Raw genomic sequence first — 16,233 nt, 5'->3', positions numbered from 1 at the left:
TCCTTGCACATGTTTCCTCATTGCCTCGATGCGGAATTAACGGTCACCCGAGCAGCGTACCTGGCATTGGCTATGGGCTTTCTGGCATGGCCCAGGTACTCGTCTGAAGGACAATGGAGCGTCGTAGATGAGCAACAAGAACAACGATGACCTGAAGTACCAAGCCTCGGAAAATACCCTGGGGTTGAATCCTGTCGTCGGCTTGCGCAGAAAAGATCTGCTGGCCTCTGCCCGAATGGTGCTGACCCAGGCCATCAAACAACCGCTGCACAGCGTCAAGCACGTCGCCCATTTCGGCGTCGAACTCAAGAACGTCCTGTTCGGCAGATCCGAGCTGCAACCTGCGGGCGATGACCGTCGCTTCAACGACCCGGCCTGGAGCCAGAACCCGCTCTACAAACGCTATCTGCAAACCTACCTGGCGTGGCGCAAGGAGCTGCACGCCTGGATCGACGAGAGCAACCTTTCGCCCCAGGACATCAGCCGCGGGCACTTCGTGATCAACCTGATGACCGAGGCCATGGCCCCGACCAATTCGGCAGCCAACCCGGCGGCGGTCAAACGCTTTTTCGAAACCGGCGGCAAGAGCCTGCTGGACGGCCTTTCGCACCTGGCCAAGGACCTGGTGCACAACGGCGGGATGCCGAGCCAGGTCGACATGGGCGCATTCGAAGTCGGCAAGAGCCTGGGCGTGACGGAAGGCGCCGTGGTGTTTCGCAACGACGTACTGGAGTTGATCCAGTACCGACCCATCACCGAACAGGTCCACGAGCGCCCACTGCTGGTGGTGCCGCCGCAGATCAACAAGTTCTACGTCTTCGACCTGAGCCCGGACAAGAGCCTGGCGCGCTTCTGCCTGCGCAGCAATGTGCAGACGTTCATTGTCAGCTGGCGCAACCCCACCAAGGAGCAGCGCGAGTGGGGCCTATCGACCTACATCGAGGCGCTCAAGGAAGCGGTGGACGTGGTCACGGCCATCACCGGCAGCAAGGATGTGAACATGCTCGGAGCCTGCTCGGGCGGCATCACCTGCACCGCGCTGCTGGGGCATTACGCCGCTCTGGGCGAGAAGAAGGTCAACGCCCTGACCCTGCTGGTGAGCGTACTCGACACCACCCTGGACACCGACGTGGCGCTGTTCGTCGACGAACAGACCCTGGAGGCGGCCAAGCGTCACTCCTATCAAGCCGGCGTGCTTGAAGGTCGCGACATGGCCAAGGTCTTCGCCTGGATGCGTCCCAACGATCTGATCTGGAACTACTGGGTCAACAACTATCTGCTGGGCAACGAGCCGCCTGTGTTCGACATTCTGTTCTGGAACAACGACACCACCCGGCTGCCGGCGGCATTCCATGGCGACCTCATCGAGATGTTCAAGAACAACCCGCTGATCCGGCCCAATGCACTGGAAGTGTGCGGCACACCGATCGACCTCAAGCAGGTCACCGCCGACATCTTCTCCCTGGCCGGCACCAACGACCACATCACCCCTTGGAAGTCCTGCTACAAATCCGCGCAGCTGTTTGGCGGCAAGGTGGAATTCGTGCTGTCGAGCAGCGGTCACATCCAAAGCATCCTCAACCCACCGGGTAACCCCAAGTCGCGCTACATGACCAGCGAGGACATGCCGGCCAAGGCCGAGGACTGGCAGGAGAACTCCACCAAGCACACCGATTCCTGGTGGCTGCATTGGCAGGTGTGGCAGGCAGAACGCTCGGGCAAACTGAAAAAGGCACCCACGGTGCTGGGCAACAAGACTTATCCGGCGGGAGAAGCGGCGCCGGGCACGTATGTGCATGAGCGGTAACTGGTGCAATTCGTCTGTTGCGGCCGTGAGGTTACTCACGAAAGCATGTCAACAGCCGACATTAATGCAAGGCCCACGCCGCTGGTGAACGCAAACTTGCGTTCACAGCAGATCCAATGTGGGAGCGAGCCCGCTCGCGATAGCGGTGCGTCAGGCAACAGTGATGTTGAATGCAACGGCCTTATCGCGAGCAGGCTCGCTCCCACAGGGATCGGGGGAAAAATGAAAGACAGCGACCCAACCCACAGGGCTTGAAGCATGCCGCAACCGTACATCTTCCGTACCGTCGATCTGGATGGCCAGACCTTGCGCACCGCGGTACGCCCCGGCAAGCCTCATTTGACGCCCCTGCTGATTTTCAACGGCATCGGCGCCAACCTTGAGCTGGTGTTCCCGTTCATCCAGGCCCTGGACCCGGACCTGGAAGTCATCGCCTTTGACGTTCCCGGCGTCGGCGGCTCGTCGACGCCCAGCCGGCCGTATCGCTTTCCCGGCCTGGCAAAACTCACCGCGCGGATGCTCGATTACCTCGATTACGGACAGGTCAACGTGATCGGCGTGTCCTGGGGCGGCGCCCTGGCCCAGCAATTTGCCCATGACTACCCTGAGCGCTGCAAAAAGCTGGTGCTGGCGGCCACCGCCGCTGGCGCAGTGATGGTGCCGGGCAAACCGAAAGTGCTGTGGATGATGGCCAGCCCCCGGCGCTACGTGCAACCGTCCCACGTTATGCGTATCGCCCCACTGATCTACGGCGGCTCGTTCCGCCGCGACCCCAGCCTGGCGGCCAGTCATGCGGCCAAGGTGCGTTCGGCCGGCAAGCTGGGTTATTACTGGCAACTGTTCGCCGGCCTGGGCTGGACCAGCATCCACTGGCTGCACAAGATCCACCAGCCGACCCTGGTGCTGGCCGGCGACGACGATCCACTGATCCCGTTGATCAACATGCGCATGCTGGCCTGGCGCATCCCCAACGCCCAGCTGCACATCATCGACGACGGCCATCTGTTCCTGATTACCCGGGCCGAGGCTGTGGCGCCGATCATCATGAAGTTTCTGGAGGAAGAACGTCAGCGCGCGGTCATGCACCCGCATCCCGCGCCGCTGGGTGGCGGCTGACACCGCCCAAAAGCGCCTGGCAGGACGCCGGATCGCGCAACTACCCGGAACAGCGACTATGTTGTCTGGTTCGGTGTGTTTGTTTTTAGCCTGATGACGAAGGAGTTGACTCATGCGCGACAAACCGGCGAAGGGTTCCATGCCCGCCCCTGCCAACTTCATCAACGCACAAAGTGCGGTCACCGGCCTGCGGGGCCGGGACCTGCTTTCCACCCTGCGCAGTGTTGCCGTACACGGCTTGCGCAACCCAGTGCACAGCGCCCGGCATGCGTTGAAGTTGGGCAGCCAGTTGGGCCGCGTGCTGCTAGGGGAAACCCTGCACCCCACCAACCCCAACGACAAGCGTTTCGCCGATCCCACCTGGGAGCTCAATCCGTTCTACCGTCGCAGCCTGCAGGCCTACCTGAGCTGGCAGAAACAGATGAAGAGCTGGATCGACGAATGCGACATGAGCCCCGATGACCGTGCCCGGGCTCACTTCGCTTTCGCCCTGCTCAACGATGCCGTATCGCCTTCCAATACCTTGCTCAACCCGCTGGCGGTCAAGGAGCTATTCAATTCCGGCGGTACCAGCCTGATTCGTGGCATCAGCCACTTGGTGGACGACCTGCTGCACAATGACGGGCTGCCGCGGCAAGTCACACCTCATGCCTTCGAAGTCGGCAAGACCCTGGCGACTACACCGGGGGCGGTGGTGTTTCGCAACGAAATGCTCGAGCTGATCCAGTACAAGTCCATGAGCGAAAAGCAATACGCCAAGCCGTTGCTGATCGTGCCGCCGCAGATCAACAAGTTCTACATCTTCGACCTGAGCCCTTCCAACAGCTTCGTCCAGTACGCCCTGAAAAACGGTTTGCAGGTGTTCATCATCAGTTGGCGCAACCCCGATGTACGTCACCGCGAATGGGGCTTGTCCAGCTATGTCGAGGCGACGGAAGAAGCCATGAATGTCTGCCGGGCGATCACCGGCGCTCGTGAGGTCAACCTGATGGGCGCCTGCGCCGGCGGCATGACCATCGCCGCCCTGCAAGGCCATCTGCAAGCCAAGCGCCAACTGCGCCGGGTCGCCAGCGCCACTTACCTGGTGAGCCTGCTGGACAGCCAGATGGAGAGCCCGGCCACGCTGTTCATTGACGAGCAGACCCTGGAAGCCGCCAAGCGCCGTTCCTATCAGAAAGGCATCCTCGATGGCCGCGACATGGCCCGGGTGTTTGCCTGGATGCGTCCCAATGACCTGATCTGGACTTATTTCATCAACAACTACCTCCTGGGCAAGGAGCCGCCGGCGTTCGACATCCTCTACTGGAACAACGACTGCACCCGACTGCCGGCGGCCTACCATGGCGACCTACTGGACTTCTTCAAGCACAATCCCTTGACCCACCCCGGCGGCCTGGAAGTGTGCGGCACACCGATCGACCTGCAAAAAGTGACGGTGGACAGCTTCAGCGTGGCGGGCATCAATGACCACATCACGCCATGGGACGCGGTCTATCGCTCAACGCTGTTGCTCGGTGGCGAGCGGCGCTTCGTGCTGTCCAACAGCGGTCACGTCCAAAGCATTCTCAACCCGCCGGGCAACCCCAAGGCCAACTACGTCGAAAACCCGAAACTGAGCAGCGACCCGCGAGCCTGGTATTACGACGCCAAGCACATCGAGGGCAGTTGGTGGACCCAGTGGCTGGGTTGGGTCCAGGAACGCTCCGGCGCCCAACACGAAACACAGATGACCCTGGGCAACGCGAACTACCCGCCCCTGGAAGCGGCGCCGGGAACCTATGTGCGCGTGCGCTAAGGGCTCACTCCACGGCCAGACACTGGGCCGTGGCACGATTTCCATCACTAAGAAGACCGGATGAAAACCCGCGACCGCATTCTTGAATGCGCCCTGCAGTTGTTCAATGAGAAGGGCGAACCGAACGTTTCCACCATGGAAGTCGCCAACGAAATAGGCATCAGCCCAGGCAATCTCTATTACCACTTTCATGGCAAGGAGCCCCTGATCCTCGGGTTGTTCGAGCGCTTCCAGAGCGAACTGGCACCGCTGCTGGACCCACCGGCAGATGTACAACTGGCGCCGGAAGATTATTGGCTGTTCCTGCACCTGATCGTCGAACGGCTGGCTCAATACCGGTTTCTGTTCCAGGACCTGTCGAACCTGGCCGGACGCCTGCCAAAACTGGCCAAGGGCATCCGCCAGTTGCTCAACGCCCTGAAACGCACCCTGGCCTCGCTGCTGGCGCAACTCAAGGCCCAGGGGATGCTGGTCAGCGATACCCAGGCATTGGGGCAACTGGTGGAACAGATCACCATGACCTTACTGTTCTCGCTGGACTATCAGCGAATCCTCGACCGCGAGGGTGAAGTTCGACTGGTGGTCTATCAGGTCATGATGCTGGTAGCGCCGCATCTGCCGCCGGCGGCAAAGGTTGCCACCGAGCAACTGGCGTTGCGGTACCTGGAAGAGCACGACTAACGACCAGCAGAGGAAGATCCCTTGTGGGAGCGAGCCTGCTCGCGATGGCGGACGCACATCCAACATCAATGTGGCTGACACACCGCTATCGCGAGCAGGCTCGCTCCCACATTGTTTTCTGGGTGATTTCAATACTTGCATCACCACCAGCCCCCTCTGGGAGCAAGCCCGCTTCTGCGGTGCATTCAAATGCATACGCATAAAAAAACCCGACCTTCACAGGCCGGGCGTTTTTGTTTGCCCTGGATATCAGGACTGGGTGGTAGGCGTCGATGGAGCCGGCGCAGCGGTCGGGGTAACCGCCGGAGTCGGAGCCGAAGCGGAGTTCGCGGGGCTCGTCGGGGCGGCCGGTTTGGCGGCAGCAGTCGGCGCCTTCGGTGCGGCAGCTTTTGGCGCGGCCGGTTTTTTCACCGCAGGCTTTTTCGCCGCAGCGGGTTTGGCCGCCGCTTTTGCCGCAGGCTTGGCAGCAGGTTTGGCGGCCGCGGTTTTGGCAGCCGGCTTGGCCGCTGCTTTGGTCGCGGGTTTGGCTGCTACCGGCTTGGCCGCTGCCTTGGCGGCAGGTTTGGCGGCTGCGGTTTTCGCCGCCGGCTTGGCCGCTGCTTTTGCCGCAGGCTTAGCGACGGCTTTCGCCGCGGCCTTGACCAATGGCTTGGCTGCCGTCTTGGTGGCAGGTTTGGCTGCCGCAGTCTTGGCCGCCACTGGCGCGACCTTGGTGCCGGTGAGTTTTTCGATCTGCTTGGTCAGGGTGTCGACCTTGCTGTGCAGCGCCTTGACTTCATTGCGGCTCGGCACGCCCAGCCGAGAGATCGCGCTGTTCAGGCGCTTGTCGAAAGCCCCTTCCAGTTCGTCCCACTTGCCCAGTGCGCGATCCTTCACACCGCCGATTCGCGACTTGGCGGACTCGACGGAGTCCTTGGTGGCATCGACTTGTTTGCCGACCGCCGTCTTGGTGAGTTTTTCGGCCTTCTCGCCGTCCTTAACCAGGGACTCGAAGAGTTTGCTGCCGTCAGTGTCAATCTTCGAGTACACGCCTAAACCAGCAAGCCAGATTTTGCGGGAGTATTTTTCAATCTTCCCGGCCCACGAGCTGCCTTCTTTTTCGGTGATTTTTTTGCCAGCCATCCCGTTCTCCTTAATGTTTACGCGCGACACGTTCAAGCAATGCCGTCAGCTCATCGAGCTTAGCAGAGAGTGTCTCAACGTCATGTTTAGACGGAATGCCGATACGATTCAAGGCACTTGCAACACGGGCGTCGAATACCTTCTCGACTTTATCGAGTTGTACTTCAACCCGGGCCTTGAACGTGTTGACGTCAGTCTTGGCTTCAATCAGTTCGCTGTTAGCCGCTTCGAGTTTTCCGGCAATGTTCTTTTTGCCTTTGGTTTCAATAACTTCACCGGCTTTTACCAACTCCTGGAAGTACTCGCTGCCTTCCTGGCCGACCTTGGTGTAGGCGCCCAGGCCCGCCAGCCAGATCTTGCGCGCGTACGTTTTCACGTCGCTGAGCGTGGAAGATTCAACGTCGGTTTTTTTCTTCAAAATAACTTTGGCCATGGTGCACCTCACTCGATAACAGGTTTGAGGAACTGCCCGTACACGGTCGGGCTCAAGCACAAAGTAGTGACAATAATTAGAAACGGCACCCTAACTACTGCCACAGAATCCGAGGTGATGACTTCCCCTGTGGGAGCGAGCCTGCTCGCGATGGCGATAGACCGGCAACATTGATGTTGAATGACACGCCGCTATCGCGAGCAGGCTCGCTCCCACAGGTGAATGAGTGATGAACTTGAGTCATCTTTTCAATCAAGCCAATGCTTTATCCAACGCCTTTTCAATTTCCGTCTTGATCGTGCCGCTCATGGCCGACATCAACATGCCCAGTTCGACATCGACGCGGATCGAGTCCTCGCCCACATGCACCTCGCCTTTGACCCCGGAGCGCTTGAGCTTCAGCGTGTCGCCCGACCACTGCGGCTCCAGGCCATAGCTGTCGGACAGTTTCTGCGCCAACTGGTCGGCTTTCGCGCGGGCCGCTTCCTTGCCCAGGCCGTGGGCACGCTCAACTGTTATACGGGCCATCTGATGACTCCTGTTTTATCGGGACTTGCCTGCACGTTTCTGACCCTGGCTGCGTCAAAACGTCCCGGCGGTCGCTCATCTTACCTTCAGGCTTGCCAAGACAAAGCCCTCCACCGGGATTAGAATGTCCCGCATTCTTTTTTGGTGACAGCGATATGACTGATCAGCGCAAAGGCAGCGATGCCGAACCCACCACTCACTTCGGCTTCAAGAACGTGCCGGAAAGCCAGAAGGCGGAAAAAGTCGCTGAGGTTTTCCACTCGGTAGCCGCCAAGTATGACTTGATGAACGATCTGCTCTCGGGTGGCATGCACCGTCTGTGGAAGCGTTTCGCGATCGAACTGTCGGGTGTGCGCAGCGGCAATCGGGTGCTGGACATCGCCGGCGGCACCGGCGACCTGACGAAGAAGTTTTCTCACATTGTCGGGCCGACCGGTCAGGTGGTGCTCGCCGACATCAACGAGTCCATGCTCAAGGTCGGTCGTGACCGCCTGCTGGACCTGGGTGTGGCCGGCAATGTCGAGTTCGTCCAGGCCGACGCCGAGAAGCTGCCCTTCCCTGACAACCATTTCGATTGCGTCACCATCGCCTTCGGCCTGCGCAACGTCACCCACAAGGAAGACGCCCTGCGCTCGATGCTACGAGTCCTCAAACCCGGCGGCCGTCTGCTGGTACTGGAATTCTCCAAGCCGACCAACGCGCTGATGTCCAAGGCCTACGACGCCTACTCGTTCGCCTTCATGCCACTGATGGGCAAGCTGATCACCAACGACTCGGAAAGCTATCGCTACCTGGCCGAATCGATCCGCATGCACCCGGATCAGGAAACCCTGAAGTCGATGATGGTCGAGGCCGGTTTCGACCGCGTGACCTACCACAACATGACCTCGGGCATCGTGGCCCTGCACCGCGGTATCAAGCCCTGATGCTGCTCACCGGCCTGCTCGCCAGCGTCGAACTCGGCGTCAATCGCGTCCTGCGCCTGGACAGTACGGCGCTGGCGCGCCTGGCGCACTTGAGCGGCAAGGTGATTGCGGTGGATTGCCGCAGCCCCGCATTGCGACTGTTCATCCTGCCCAGCGACGAAGGCCTGATGCTCGCCGCACACTGGGAAGCCGAGGCCCACTGCACCCTGCGCGCCCCGGCATCGAGCCTGGTGAACCTGGCCCTGAGCAAGGACAAGACCGCCGTGCTGCATGGCCCTGAGGTGGAGCTGGACGGCGACAGCGGCGTGCTGCTGGAGCTGGCGGCGATTCTCCAGGACCTGGAGCTGGACTGGGAATATGAAGTATCCCGCTGGCTCGGGCCGGTGGCCACTCAGCTACTCAGTGGCCATCTGCGCAGCCGCACTCGCTGGTATCGCCAAGGCTTCGCCAGCCTGGGGCAGAATCTGAGTGAATACCTGGCCGAGGAATCGCGTACTCTCGTAGGCCAACGCGAAGCCGACGCCCGCTTTAATGAACTGGACCAGATCAAACTTGACCTGGAACGTCTCGAGGCGCGTTTCGAGCGCCTTTCCCGCTCCCTTGAAACCAAGCGATAACGCATGAAGCTGCTTGCCGTCCGCCGTTTGTTGCGCATCCAGCGCGTCGTGATCCGCTATCGCCTCGATGACCTGCTGTTCGCCCTGCCGCTGCCCTGGTTTTTGCTGGCGCTGCGCTTCGTGCTGCCGTGGCGCTGGTTTCCCCGGCGAACGCTGGACCTGAGTCGCGGCGCACGCCTGCGCCTGGCCTTGCAGGACCTGGGACCGATCTTCATCAAGTTCGGGCAGATCCTCTCGACTCGTCGCGACCTGTTGCCCGAAGATATCGCCGATGAATTGATGATGCTTCAAGACCGCGTGCCGCCGTTCGATTCAAAGGTGTCGGTGGCCCTGATCGAAGAACAACTGGGCAAGAAGATCAGCGAAGTGTTCAGCCGTTTCGACGTCGAGCCGTTGGCCTCGGCCTCCGTGGCCCAGGTTCACGCTGCGCAGCTCAAGAGCGGCGAAGAAGTGGTGGTGAAAGTTATCCGCCCGGGTCTCAAGCCGATCATTGCCCAGGACCTGGCGTGGCTGTTCATTCTCGCCCGGGCCGCCGAGCGGCTGTCGGCCGATGCGCGCCTGTTGCACCCGGTTGACGTGGTCCTGGATTACGAAAAAACCATTTACGACGAACTCGATCTGCTGCGCGAAGCCGCCAACGCCAGCCAACTGCGCCGTAACTTCGAAGGCTCGCCGCTGCTCTACGTGCCGCAAGTCTATTGGGACTGGTGCCGTCCGAAAGTGTTGGTGATGGAGCGTATCTACGGCATCCAGGTGACCGACCTGGAAACCCTGGCCGACCAGCGCACCGACATGAAACTGCTGGCCGAACGCGGCGTGGAGATTTTCTTCACCCAAGTGTTCCGCGACAGCTTCTTCCACGCCGACATGCACCCGGGCAACATCTTCGTCAGCACCGTGCAACCGTGGAGCCCGCAGTACATTGCCATCGACTGCGGCATCGTCGGCAGCCTGACTCCCGAAGACCAGGACTATCTGGCCCGCAACCTGTTCGCCTTCTTCAAGCGCGACTACCGCCGCGTCGCGCAACTGCACATCGACTCCGGCTGGGTGCCGGCCGAGACCAAACTCAACGAATTCGAAGCGGCGATCCGCACGGTATGCGAACCGATCTTCGAAAAACCGTTAAAAGATATTTCTTTCGGCCAGGTGCTGATGCGCCTGTTCCAGACCGCGCGTCGCTTCAACATGGAGGTTCAGCCACAGCTGGTACTGTTGCAGAAAACCCTGCTGAACATCGAAGGCCTCGGTCGCCAGCTATACCCGGACCTGGACCTGTGGAACACCGCCCAGCCGTTCCTCGAACGCTGGATGCGTGAGCGCGTGAGCCCCAAAACCTTGCTGGGCAACGTGCAGAGCCAGTTCGAGCAGCTCCCGCACCTGGCCAACATGACCCGCGACCTGCTCGAACGCATGTCCCAACCCCACGCCCACGATCCCGCGCCGCCGTGGAAAGAACGCGGGGACGACTGGTTCATGCGCCTGCTCGGCGCCGCTCACCTGGGTGGCGGTGCAGTACTGGCGAGCGGGGGCCCGTTGAGTCAGCTGGGCCACTGGCCCGCCGGCATCATGGTCATCGTTGGTTTGTATCTGGTCGTTCGTCGATAGCCAGCACTGGTTCACGCTGGCACACTGTTTCAAGGCTGGGCCCGTCGACTTGAGATGCGCGGCCCATTGTCGGAGTCGAAGATGAAAAACTGGCAGGACGAGATCAAATGGGACGCTGACGGCCTGGTGCCGGCCATCGCCCAGGATCACAAGACCGGGCGCGTGCTGATGATGGCCTGGATGAACCGTGAAGCGCTGGCCCTGACCGCCGCCGAGAACCGCGCCATCTATTGGTCACGTTCGCGTGGCAAGCTGTGGCGCAAGGGTGAAGAATCCGGGCACGTGCAGCACCTGCACGAGATGCGCCTGGACTGCGACGGCGACGTCATCATCCTGATGGTCGAGCAGGTCGGTGAGATCGCCTGCCACACCGGCCGTCAAAGCTGCTTCTATCGCGTCTTCGAGAACGGCGACTGGAAAACCGTCGACCCGGTGCTCAAGGACCCGCACGCCATTTATTCAGGACATACCCATGAGTGACACCCTGACCCGCCTGGCCCAGGTGCTGGAAGAGCGCAAAGGCGCAGCGGCCGACAGCTCCTATGTCGCCAGTCTGTACCACAAGGGTTTGAACAAGATTCTGGAAAAGGTCGGTGAAGAGTCGGTCGAGACCATCATCGCCGCCAAGGACGCCGCCATCAGCGGCGACTGCAGTGACGTGATCTACGAGACCGCCGACCTGTGGTTCCATAGCCTGGTCATGCTTGCCCAACTGGGGCAGCACCCGCAGGCTGTACTGGATGAACTGGACCGTCGTTTCGGTCTGTCCGGGCACGTCGAGAAAGCCTCGCGTCCGTCCGCCTGATCAACTTACGAGAGGAATAGCCACATGGGTATTTTTGACTGGAAACACTGGGTCGTCATTCTGGTGGTCGTGGTACTGGTGTTCGGCACCAAGAAACTCAAGAACCTGGGCACTGACGTTGGCGAGTCGATCAAGGGCTTTCGCAAGGCCATGAACGACGACGAAAAACCGGCCGACCCGGCAGCGACGCCCGCTCAACCAGCGCAGCCGAGCCAACCGGTTCACCCACAGGCCACTCAACCTGTGAATGCCCCGCACACCATCGATGTGCAGGCACAGAAAGTCGAAGAGCCGGCCCGCAAAGACTCGTGAGCACTGACTAATGTTTGGGATCAGCTTCACTGAACTGCTGCTCGTCGGCCTCGTCGCCCTGCTGGTACTAGGCCCCGAGCGGCTGCCGGGCGCTGCGCGCACCGCAGGTCTATGGATCGGGCGGCTCAAGCGCAGCTTCAATGCGATCAAACAGGAAGTTGAACGTGAAATCGGGGCCGACGACATTCGTCGGCAACTGCACAACGAACACATTCTGTCTCTGGAGCAGGAAGCGCGGAAAATCTTCACCCCGACCCAGCAGGAGCCGACACCGGTTCAGCCAGCGGTCGAGCCGACGATTGCCCCCCAGGCGCCGGTGGATGACACGCCGCCTGTAGCAGCCGCGCCCGCGAACCCCGTGGAGCCCGCCCCGACAGTGGCGGCACCAGCCGTTCCTAACGACCCTACTTTGCCGCCGCGAGCCCCATGAGCGATATTCCTGAAAACGACCAGCCGATGCCGCTGGTATCGCACCTCACCGAGTTGCGCACCCGCCTGTTGCGTTGCGTGGCGGCGATTTTCGTCATCTTCGCCGGGCTGTTTGCCTTCACCCAACAGATCTACACCTTCGTTTCCACACCGCTGCGCCAGTACCTGCCGGAAGGCGCGACGATGATCGCCACCGACGTGTCGTCACCGTTCCTGACGCCGCTCAAGCTGACGATGATGGTCTCGTTGTTCCTGGCGATCCCGGTGATCCTGCACCAGATCTGGGGCTTCATCGCGCCAGGCCTGTACAAGCATGAAAAACGCGTTGCCGTGCCGCTGCTGGTGTCCAGCATTCTGCTGTTCTACACCGGCATGGCCTTCGCCTACTTCTTCGTATTCCCGTTGATCTTCAAGTTCTTTGCCGCCGCCACTCCCGCGGGCGTGGAAATGATGACCGACATCACCAGCTACCTGGATTTCGTCATGACGCTGTTCTTCGCCTTCGGCGTGGCGTTCGAAATCCCAGTAGCCGTGGTACTGCTGGTGTGGATCGGCGTGGTCGACGTTGCGTACCTGAAGAAAATTCGTCCGTACGTGATCATCGGCTGCTTCGTGGTCGGCATGATCCTGACCCCGCCGGACATCTTCTCCCAGACCCTGCTCGCCGTGCCGATGTGGCTGCTGTTCGAGATCGGCATCCTGTTCGGCGGTCTGGTGCGCAAGCGCCGGGAAGAAGCAGACGATCAGCCGGTCGACGACCATAACGACCAGCCGCCAGCGACCCAAGCGTGAACCTGCTGCTGCTTGAAGAGGCCGACTTCATCGGGCCTGACCGCGTCGTGCTGAGCGATCGCCGCTTGACCCACATGCAGCAAGTGCACCGTAGCGCCGTCGGTGACAGCCTGCGGGTCGGGCGTATCGGCGGGTTGATGGGCACGGCCCAGGTGCTGCGCCTGGAAGCCCATGAAGCCGAACTGCAAGTGACACTCGACCAACCTGCACCGGTCAAGCTGCCACTGACACTGGTGCTGGCCCTGCCTCGACCGAAAATGCTCCGGCGAGTGTTCCAGACCATCGCCAGCATGGGCGTGCCGCGCGTGGTACTGGTCAACAGTTACCGCGTGGAAAAGAGCTTCTGGCAGACCCCGTTCCTGGAGCCCGAGGCCATTCGCGAACAACTGATCCTTGGCCTGGAGCAGGCGCGCGACAGCGTGCTGCCAGAGATCATCATCGAAAAGCGCTTCAAACCCTTCGTTGAAGACCGCCTGCCGGCCATGGCGGACGGCACCCGCGGTCTGGTCGGCCATCCGGGGAACTACCCCCCCTGCCCTCGCGCGCTGGACGAACCCGTGACCCTGGCCATCGGCCCCGAAGGCGGCTGGATTCCTTACGAAATCGACCTGCTGGCCAAGGCCGGACTGCAACCGGTACAACTGGGCGAACGCATCCTGCGCGTCGAAACCGCCGTTACCGCGCTGCTCGCACGGTTGTTCTGAACCCCTGTCGCTTGCCCGTTTTTTGTGGCGAGCACCAGGATCCTCAGTTCATTTCTACAGATCCCTCCCGCCCCGCCGATACAGCTCCCATAAAACCAATTCAGTGCAGCAAGGGAGAAATCAGCATGTTCCGAATGCTTACCCAGAGTCTGGGAAACGTAAGCGTCAATCGCAAACTCGGCTTCGGCTTCGGTCTGGTGCTATTTCTAACCTTGATGATCGCTTTCACCGGCTGGAGCGGCCTGGGCAATGTCATCAGCCGTGGCGACAAGCTGGGCTACATTTCCAGCCTGAACGAGTTGAGCAAGGACCTGCGCCTGGCACGCCTGGACTACTACACCACACGGGGTGAAAACGGTCCGCAGGCAGTCAACGATCTGCTTGCCAAACTCGAGACCGGCCTGACCGCTGCCCGCCAGATGATCGAGCAACCGGCCGACGTGGCACTGATCGACAAACAACTGGCCGCTGTGGCCGAGTACAAAAGCGCCTTCGCCGAGATGGCCAGCGCCACCGTCAGCCGCGAAGATGCCCGCAGCAAACTCGGCGCCAGTGCCGACAACGCCGTGGCCCGCGTCGCCGAGGTTGAAAAAGCGATGCTAGAAAGCGAGAACATCGCCCAGTTCAACAACGTGGTATCCCTGAGCAAGGCAATCCAGCAAGCGCGTTATCAGGTTCGCGGCTACACCTACAGCGGTAAGAACGAAGCCCAGCAACCGGCCCTTGACGCCATTACCGATGCCCTCAAACTTCTCGCACGCCTACCGGCGCAGTTGCCTGAGGAGCACTCCGCCAACCTGCAGCAAGCCAGCGATTCGATCAACGCCTACCGTGCGGCGGTCAGTCAGTTTCGCGATTCCCAGCTTGATACCGCCGCGGCGCTCAAGCGCATGACCGAGCAAGGCGAAGTATTGCTTGAGTCCAGCAAAAGCCTGACCGTGTCCCAGACCGCCGTGCGCGACCACGACGCCGCCCAGGCCAAGACCGTCCTGGTATCGGCTGCCGTGCTGGCCCTGTTGTTCGGCGTGATCGCAGCATTGGTCATCACCCGGCAGATCGTCGGCCCGCTGGACCAGACCCTCAAAGTCGCCGAGCGCATTGCCGCGGGCGACCTGACCCACAACCTCACCTCCGAGCGCCGCGACGAACTGGGCCAATTGCAGCGCGCCATGCAGAGCATGACCGTGGGCCTGCGGCAATTGATCGGCGGCATCAGCGACGGCGTTACACAAATCGCCAGCGCCGCCGAACAACTCTCGGCCGTGACCGAGCAGACCAGCGCCGGGGTCAACAGCCAGAAAGTGGAAACCGACCAGGTCGCCACCGCCATGCACGAAATGACCGCCACGGTCCAGGAAGTGGCGCGCAATGCCGAGGAAGCTTCCGAAGCGGCCGTCGCGGCTGACCAGCAGGCACGCGAGGGTGAAAAAGTGGTCGGCGAAGCCATCGCCCAGATCGAACGCCTGGCCCTCGAAGTGGGCAACTCCACCACAGCCATGGGCGACCTCAAGCGCGAAAGCGACAAGATCGGCAGCGTACTGGACGTGATCAAGTCCGTAGCCCAGCAAACCAACCTGCTAGCCCTCAACGCGGCCATCGAAGCGGCCCGTGCGGGCGAAGCCGGACGTGGTTTCGCGGTGGTGGCTGACGAGGTCCGCAGCCTGGCCCAGCGCACCCAGAAGTCCACAGAAGAAATCGAAGAACTGATCGTCGGCCTGCAGTCAGGCACCGAGCAGGTCGCGACCATCATGGACAACAGCCGCAGCCTGACCGACAACAGCGTCGAACTGACCCGCCGCGCCGGTGGATCCCTGGAAAACATCACCCGCACGGTCTCGGCCATTCAGTCGATGAACCAGCAGATCGCCGCTGCGGCCGAGCAGCAGAGTGCCGTGGCCGAAGAGATCAACCGCAGTGTGCTGAATGTGCGCGATGTGTCGGAGCAAACTGCGTCGTCCAGTGAAGAGACGGCCGCTTCGAGCGCTGAATTGGCGCGGTTGGGGGTTCATTTGCAGACGTTGGTGGGGCGGTTCCGGGTTTGACCCGGTGTGGTGTTAGGGTGTGTGAATATCCGTTTCTTTGGTAACGGCGGCTTATGGTTCCGCCCTTACGGCGGGTCATTTTTGAAAAGCCGGAATGCCGGCCCAGGCAAAAGTAGCCAAAACGCTTTTGCCCCACCACTCGGTGCCTCGCCTAGGCTCGGCATGCCTGAACGAAGGCATTGCTCCGTGGGCCGCCGCGAGGCGGCCTGATAGCCGACCTGTTTTTTTGACCGCGTGTCCCCTGTGGGAGCTAGCCTGCTCGCGAAACGGGTCAGCACATGCAACATCTTCGTCGACTGTGTTGCCGCAATAATTTCAGTTCCATAGAGGGTGGATTTGCTGCTGTCATCGCGAGCAGGCTCGCCCCCACATTAGTTTCGGTCGTTTATAAGATCCGTGCCCACCGCCAATCCTGTGGGTGTATGACCGAAAGAGCCAGGTCGGCTATAAGGCCGCCTCGCGGTGGACGTTGATCTGGGCGCCCCGTTAACCACGCTGGCCGAACGCAGGCATTGT

At 61.0% G+C, this 16,233-nt stretch carries 16 protein-coding genes and 1 pseudogene; 14 read left to right on the top strand and 3 right to left on the bottom strand.

The window, feature by feature from the left end; genetic code table 11:
• Positions 1-127: 127 nt before the first annotated feature.
• From phaC (MKS85_RS20260) to MKS85_RS20245, 4 genes are all read left to right on the top strand, one after another.
• Positions 128-1,807, top strand: a complete 1,680-nt coding sequence (gene phaC / locus MKS85_RS20260; protein WP_188252165.1) for a class II poly(R)-hydroxyalkanoic acid synthase — start codon at positions 128-130, stop codon at positions 1,805-1,807.
• Between the two features lie 258 nt (positions 1,808-2,065).
• Entirely contained in the window at positions 2,066-2,923 is an 858-nt protein-coding gene (gene phaZ / locus MKS85_RS20255; protein ID WP_047225979.1) for a poly(3-hydroxyalkanoate) depolymerase, read from the top strand.
• Between the two features lie 112 nt (positions 2,924-3,035).
• The gene (phaC, locus tag MKS85_RS20250; protein WP_047225980.1) at positions 3,036-4,718 is read left to right on the top strand and encodes a class II poly(R)-hydroxyalkanoic acid synthase; all 1,683 of its coding nucleotides are present in this window, start codon (positions 3,036-3,038) and stop codon (positions 4,716-4,718) included.
• Positions 4,719-4,778: 60 nt separating this feature from the next.
• The gene (locus tag MKS85_RS20245; protein ID WP_076383006.1) at positions 4,779-5,399 is read left to right on the top strand and encodes a TetR/AcrR family transcriptional regulator; all 621 of its coding nucleotides are present in this window, start codon (positions 4,779-4,781) and stop codon (positions 5,397-5,399) included.
• A gap of 249 nt (positions 5,400-5,648) precedes the next feature.
• On the opposite strand, the gene MKS85_RS20240 is transcribed toward MKS85_RS20245, so the two are convergent.
• From MKS85_RS20240 to MKS85_RS20230, 3 genes are all read right to left on the bottom strand, one after another.
• Complete coding sequence (locus tag MKS85_RS20240) at positions 5,649-6,521, bottom strand: phasin family protein (protein WP_188252208.1); 873 nt, start codon at positions 6,519-6,521, stop codon at positions 5,649-5,651.
• 10 nt (positions 6,522-6,531) lie between these two features.
• Entirely contained in the window at positions 6,532-6,954 is a 423-nt protein-coding gene (locus tag MKS85_RS20235; RefSeq protein WP_047225983.1) for a phasin family protein, read from the bottom strand.
• 252 nt (positions 6,955-7,206) lie between these two features.
• Positions 7,207-7,482 (bottom strand): polyhydroxyalkanoic acid system family protein, encoded by a 276-nt coding sequence (locus tag MKS85_RS20230; RefSeq protein WP_076383012.1) that lies wholly within the window; start codon positions 7,480-7,482, stop codon positions 7,207-7,209.
• A 155-nt stretch (positions 7,483-7,637) separates the two neighbouring features.
• On the opposite strand from MKS85_RS20230, the gene ubiE reads away from it, so the two are divergent.
• The 10 genes and pseudogenes from ubiE to MKS85_RS20180 all read left to right on the top strand — a co-directional run bounded on the left by ubiE (position 7,638) and on the right by MKS85_RS20180 (position 15,717).
• A complete protein-coding gene (gene ubiE, locus MKS85_RS20225; protein WP_047225985.1) occupies positions 7,638-8,408 on the top strand; it encodes a bifunctional demethylmenaquinone methyltransferase/2-methoxy-6-polyprenyl-1,4-benzoquinol methylase UbiE in 771 nt (256 codons plus the stop codon).
• Positions 8,408-9,032, top strand: a pseudogene (locus tag MKS85_RS20220) (SCP2 domain-containing protein). The gene ubiE and the pseudogene MKS85_RS20220 overlap by 1 nt, the downstream one beginning before the upstream one ends.
• On the top strand, positions 9,029-10,633 hold the full coding sequence (gene ubiB / locus MKS85_RS20215) for a ubiquinone biosynthesis regulatory protein kinase UbiB (RefSeq protein ID WP_139048635.1): 1,605 nt from the start codon (positions 9,029-9,031) through the stop codon (positions 10,631-10,633). The pseudogene MKS85_RS20220 and the gene ubiB overlap by 4 nt, the downstream one beginning before the upstream one ends.
• Positions 10,634-10,714: 81 nt before the next feature.
• Positions 10,715-11,113, top strand: coding sequence for a phosphoribosyl-AMP cyclohydrolase (gene hisI / locus MKS85_RS20210; protein ID WP_003196931.1), 399 nt, complete (start codon positions 10,715-10,717; stop codon positions 11,111-11,113).
• Positions 11,106-11,438, top strand: a complete 333-nt coding sequence (locus MKS85_RS20205; RefSeq protein ID WP_003186671.1) for a phosphoribosyl-ATP diphosphatase — start codon at positions 11,106-11,108, stop codon at positions 11,436-11,438. Before hisI ends, MKS85_RS20205 begins: the two co-directional genes overlap by 8 nt.
• A gap of 24 nt (positions 11,439-11,462) precedes the next feature.
• A complete protein-coding gene (locus tag MKS85_RS20200) occupies positions 11,463-11,750 on the top strand; it encodes a twin-arginine translocase TatA/TatE family subunit (protein ID WP_047225988.1) in 288 nt (95 codons plus the stop codon).
• A gap of 10 nt (positions 11,751-11,760) precedes the next feature.
• Positions 11,761-12,180, top strand: coding sequence for a Sec-independent protein translocase protein TatB (gene tatB, locus MKS85_RS20195; protein WP_047225989.1), 420 nt, complete (start codon positions 11,761-11,763; stop codon positions 12,178-12,180).
• Positions 12,177-12,971, top strand: coding sequence for a twin-arginine translocase subunit TatC (gene tatC / locus MKS85_RS20190; protein WP_076383016.1), 795 nt, complete (start codon positions 12,177-12,179; stop codon positions 12,969-12,971). Before tatB ends, tatC begins: the two co-directional genes overlap by 4 nt.
• Entirely contained in the window at positions 12,968-13,675 is a 708-nt protein-coding gene (locus tag MKS85_RS20185; protein WP_139048636.1) for a 16S rRNA (uracil(1498)-N(3))-methyltransferase, read from the top strand. Before tatC ends, MKS85_RS20185 begins: the two co-directional genes overlap by 4 nt.
• Positions 13,676-13,809: 134 nt before the next feature.
• A complete protein-coding gene (locus MKS85_RS20180) occupies positions 13,810-15,717 on the top strand; it encodes a methyl-accepting chemotaxis protein (protein WP_409078022.1) in 1,908 nt (635 codons plus the stop codon).
• The last annotated feature ends 516 nt before the right edge of the window (positions 15,718-16,233 follow it).

Origin of the sequence: Pseudomonas sp. JL2 (assembly GCF_031570495.1) — a bacterium.
Lineage (GTDB): Bacteria > Pseudomonadota > Gammaproteobacteria > Pseudomonadales > Pseudomonadaceae > Aquipseudomonas > Aquipseudomonas rhizophila.
Note: the sequence above shows the minus strand (reverse complement) of the source record. Positions and strands in the feature narration are given on the sequence as shown.

What these genes read in the sequence shown, in the direction of transcription:
- phaC (WP_188252165.1), top strand. Translation starts at nt 128, where the DNA reads ATGAGCAACAAGAACAACGATGACCTGAAGTACCAAGCCTCGGAAAAT.
- phaZ (WP_047225979.1), top strand. Translation starts at nt 2,066, where the DNA reads ATGCCGCAACCGTACATCTTCCGTACCGTCGATCTGGATGGCCAGACC.
- phaC (WP_047225980.1), top strand. Translation starts at nt 3,036, where the DNA reads ATGCGCGACAAACCGGCGAAGGGTTCCATGCCCGCCCCTGCCAACTTC.
- MKS85_RS20245 (WP_076383006.1), top strand. Translation starts at nt 4,779, where the DNA reads ATGAAAACCCGCGACCGCATTCTTGAATGCGCCCTGCAGTTGTTCAAT.
- MKS85_RS20240 (WP_188252208.1), bottom strand. Translation starts at nt 6,521, where the DNA reads ATGGCTGGCAAAAAAATCACCGAAAAAGAAGGCAGCTCGTGGGCCGGG.
- MKS85_RS20235 (WP_047225983.1), bottom strand. Translation starts at nt 6,954, where the DNA reads ATGGCCAAAGTTATTTTGAAGAAAAAAACCGACGTTGAATCTTCCACG.
- MKS85_RS20230 (WP_076383012.1), bottom strand. Translation starts at nt 7,482, where the DNA reads ATGGCCCGTATAACAGTTGAGCGTGCCCACGGCCTGGGCAAGGAAGCG.
- ubiE (WP_047225985.1), top strand. Translation starts at nt 7,638, where the DNA reads ATGACTGATCAGCGCAAAGGCAGCGATGCCGAACCCACCACTCACTTC.
- ubiB (WP_139048635.1), top strand. Translation starts at nt 9,029, where the DNA reads ATGAAGCTGCTTGCCGTCCGCCGTTTGTTGCGCATCCAGCGCGTCGTG.
- hisI (WP_003196931.1), top strand. Translation starts at nt 10,715, where the DNA reads ATGAAAAACTGGCAGGACGAGATCAAATGGGACGCTGACGGCCTGGTG.
- MKS85_RS20205 (WP_003186671.1), top strand. Translation starts at nt 11,106, where the DNA reads ATGAGTGACACCCTGACCCGCCTGGCCCAGGTGCTGGAAGAGCGCAAA.
- MKS85_RS20200 (WP_047225988.1), top strand. Translation starts at nt 11,463, where the DNA reads ATGGGTATTTTTGACTGGAAACACTGGGTCGTCATTCTGGTGGTCGTG.
- tatB (WP_047225989.1), top strand. Translation starts at nt 11,761, where the DNA reads ATGTTTGGGATCAGCTTCACTGAACTGCTGCTCGTCGGCCTCGTCGCC.
- tatC (WP_076383016.1), top strand. Translation starts at nt 12,177, where the DNA reads ATGAGCGATATTCCTGAAAACGACCAGCCGATGCCGCTGGTATCGCAC.
- MKS85_RS20180 (WP_409078022.1), top strand. Translation starts at nt 13,810, where the DNA reads ATGCTTACCCAGAGTCTGGGAAACGTAAGCGTCAATCGCAAACTCGGC.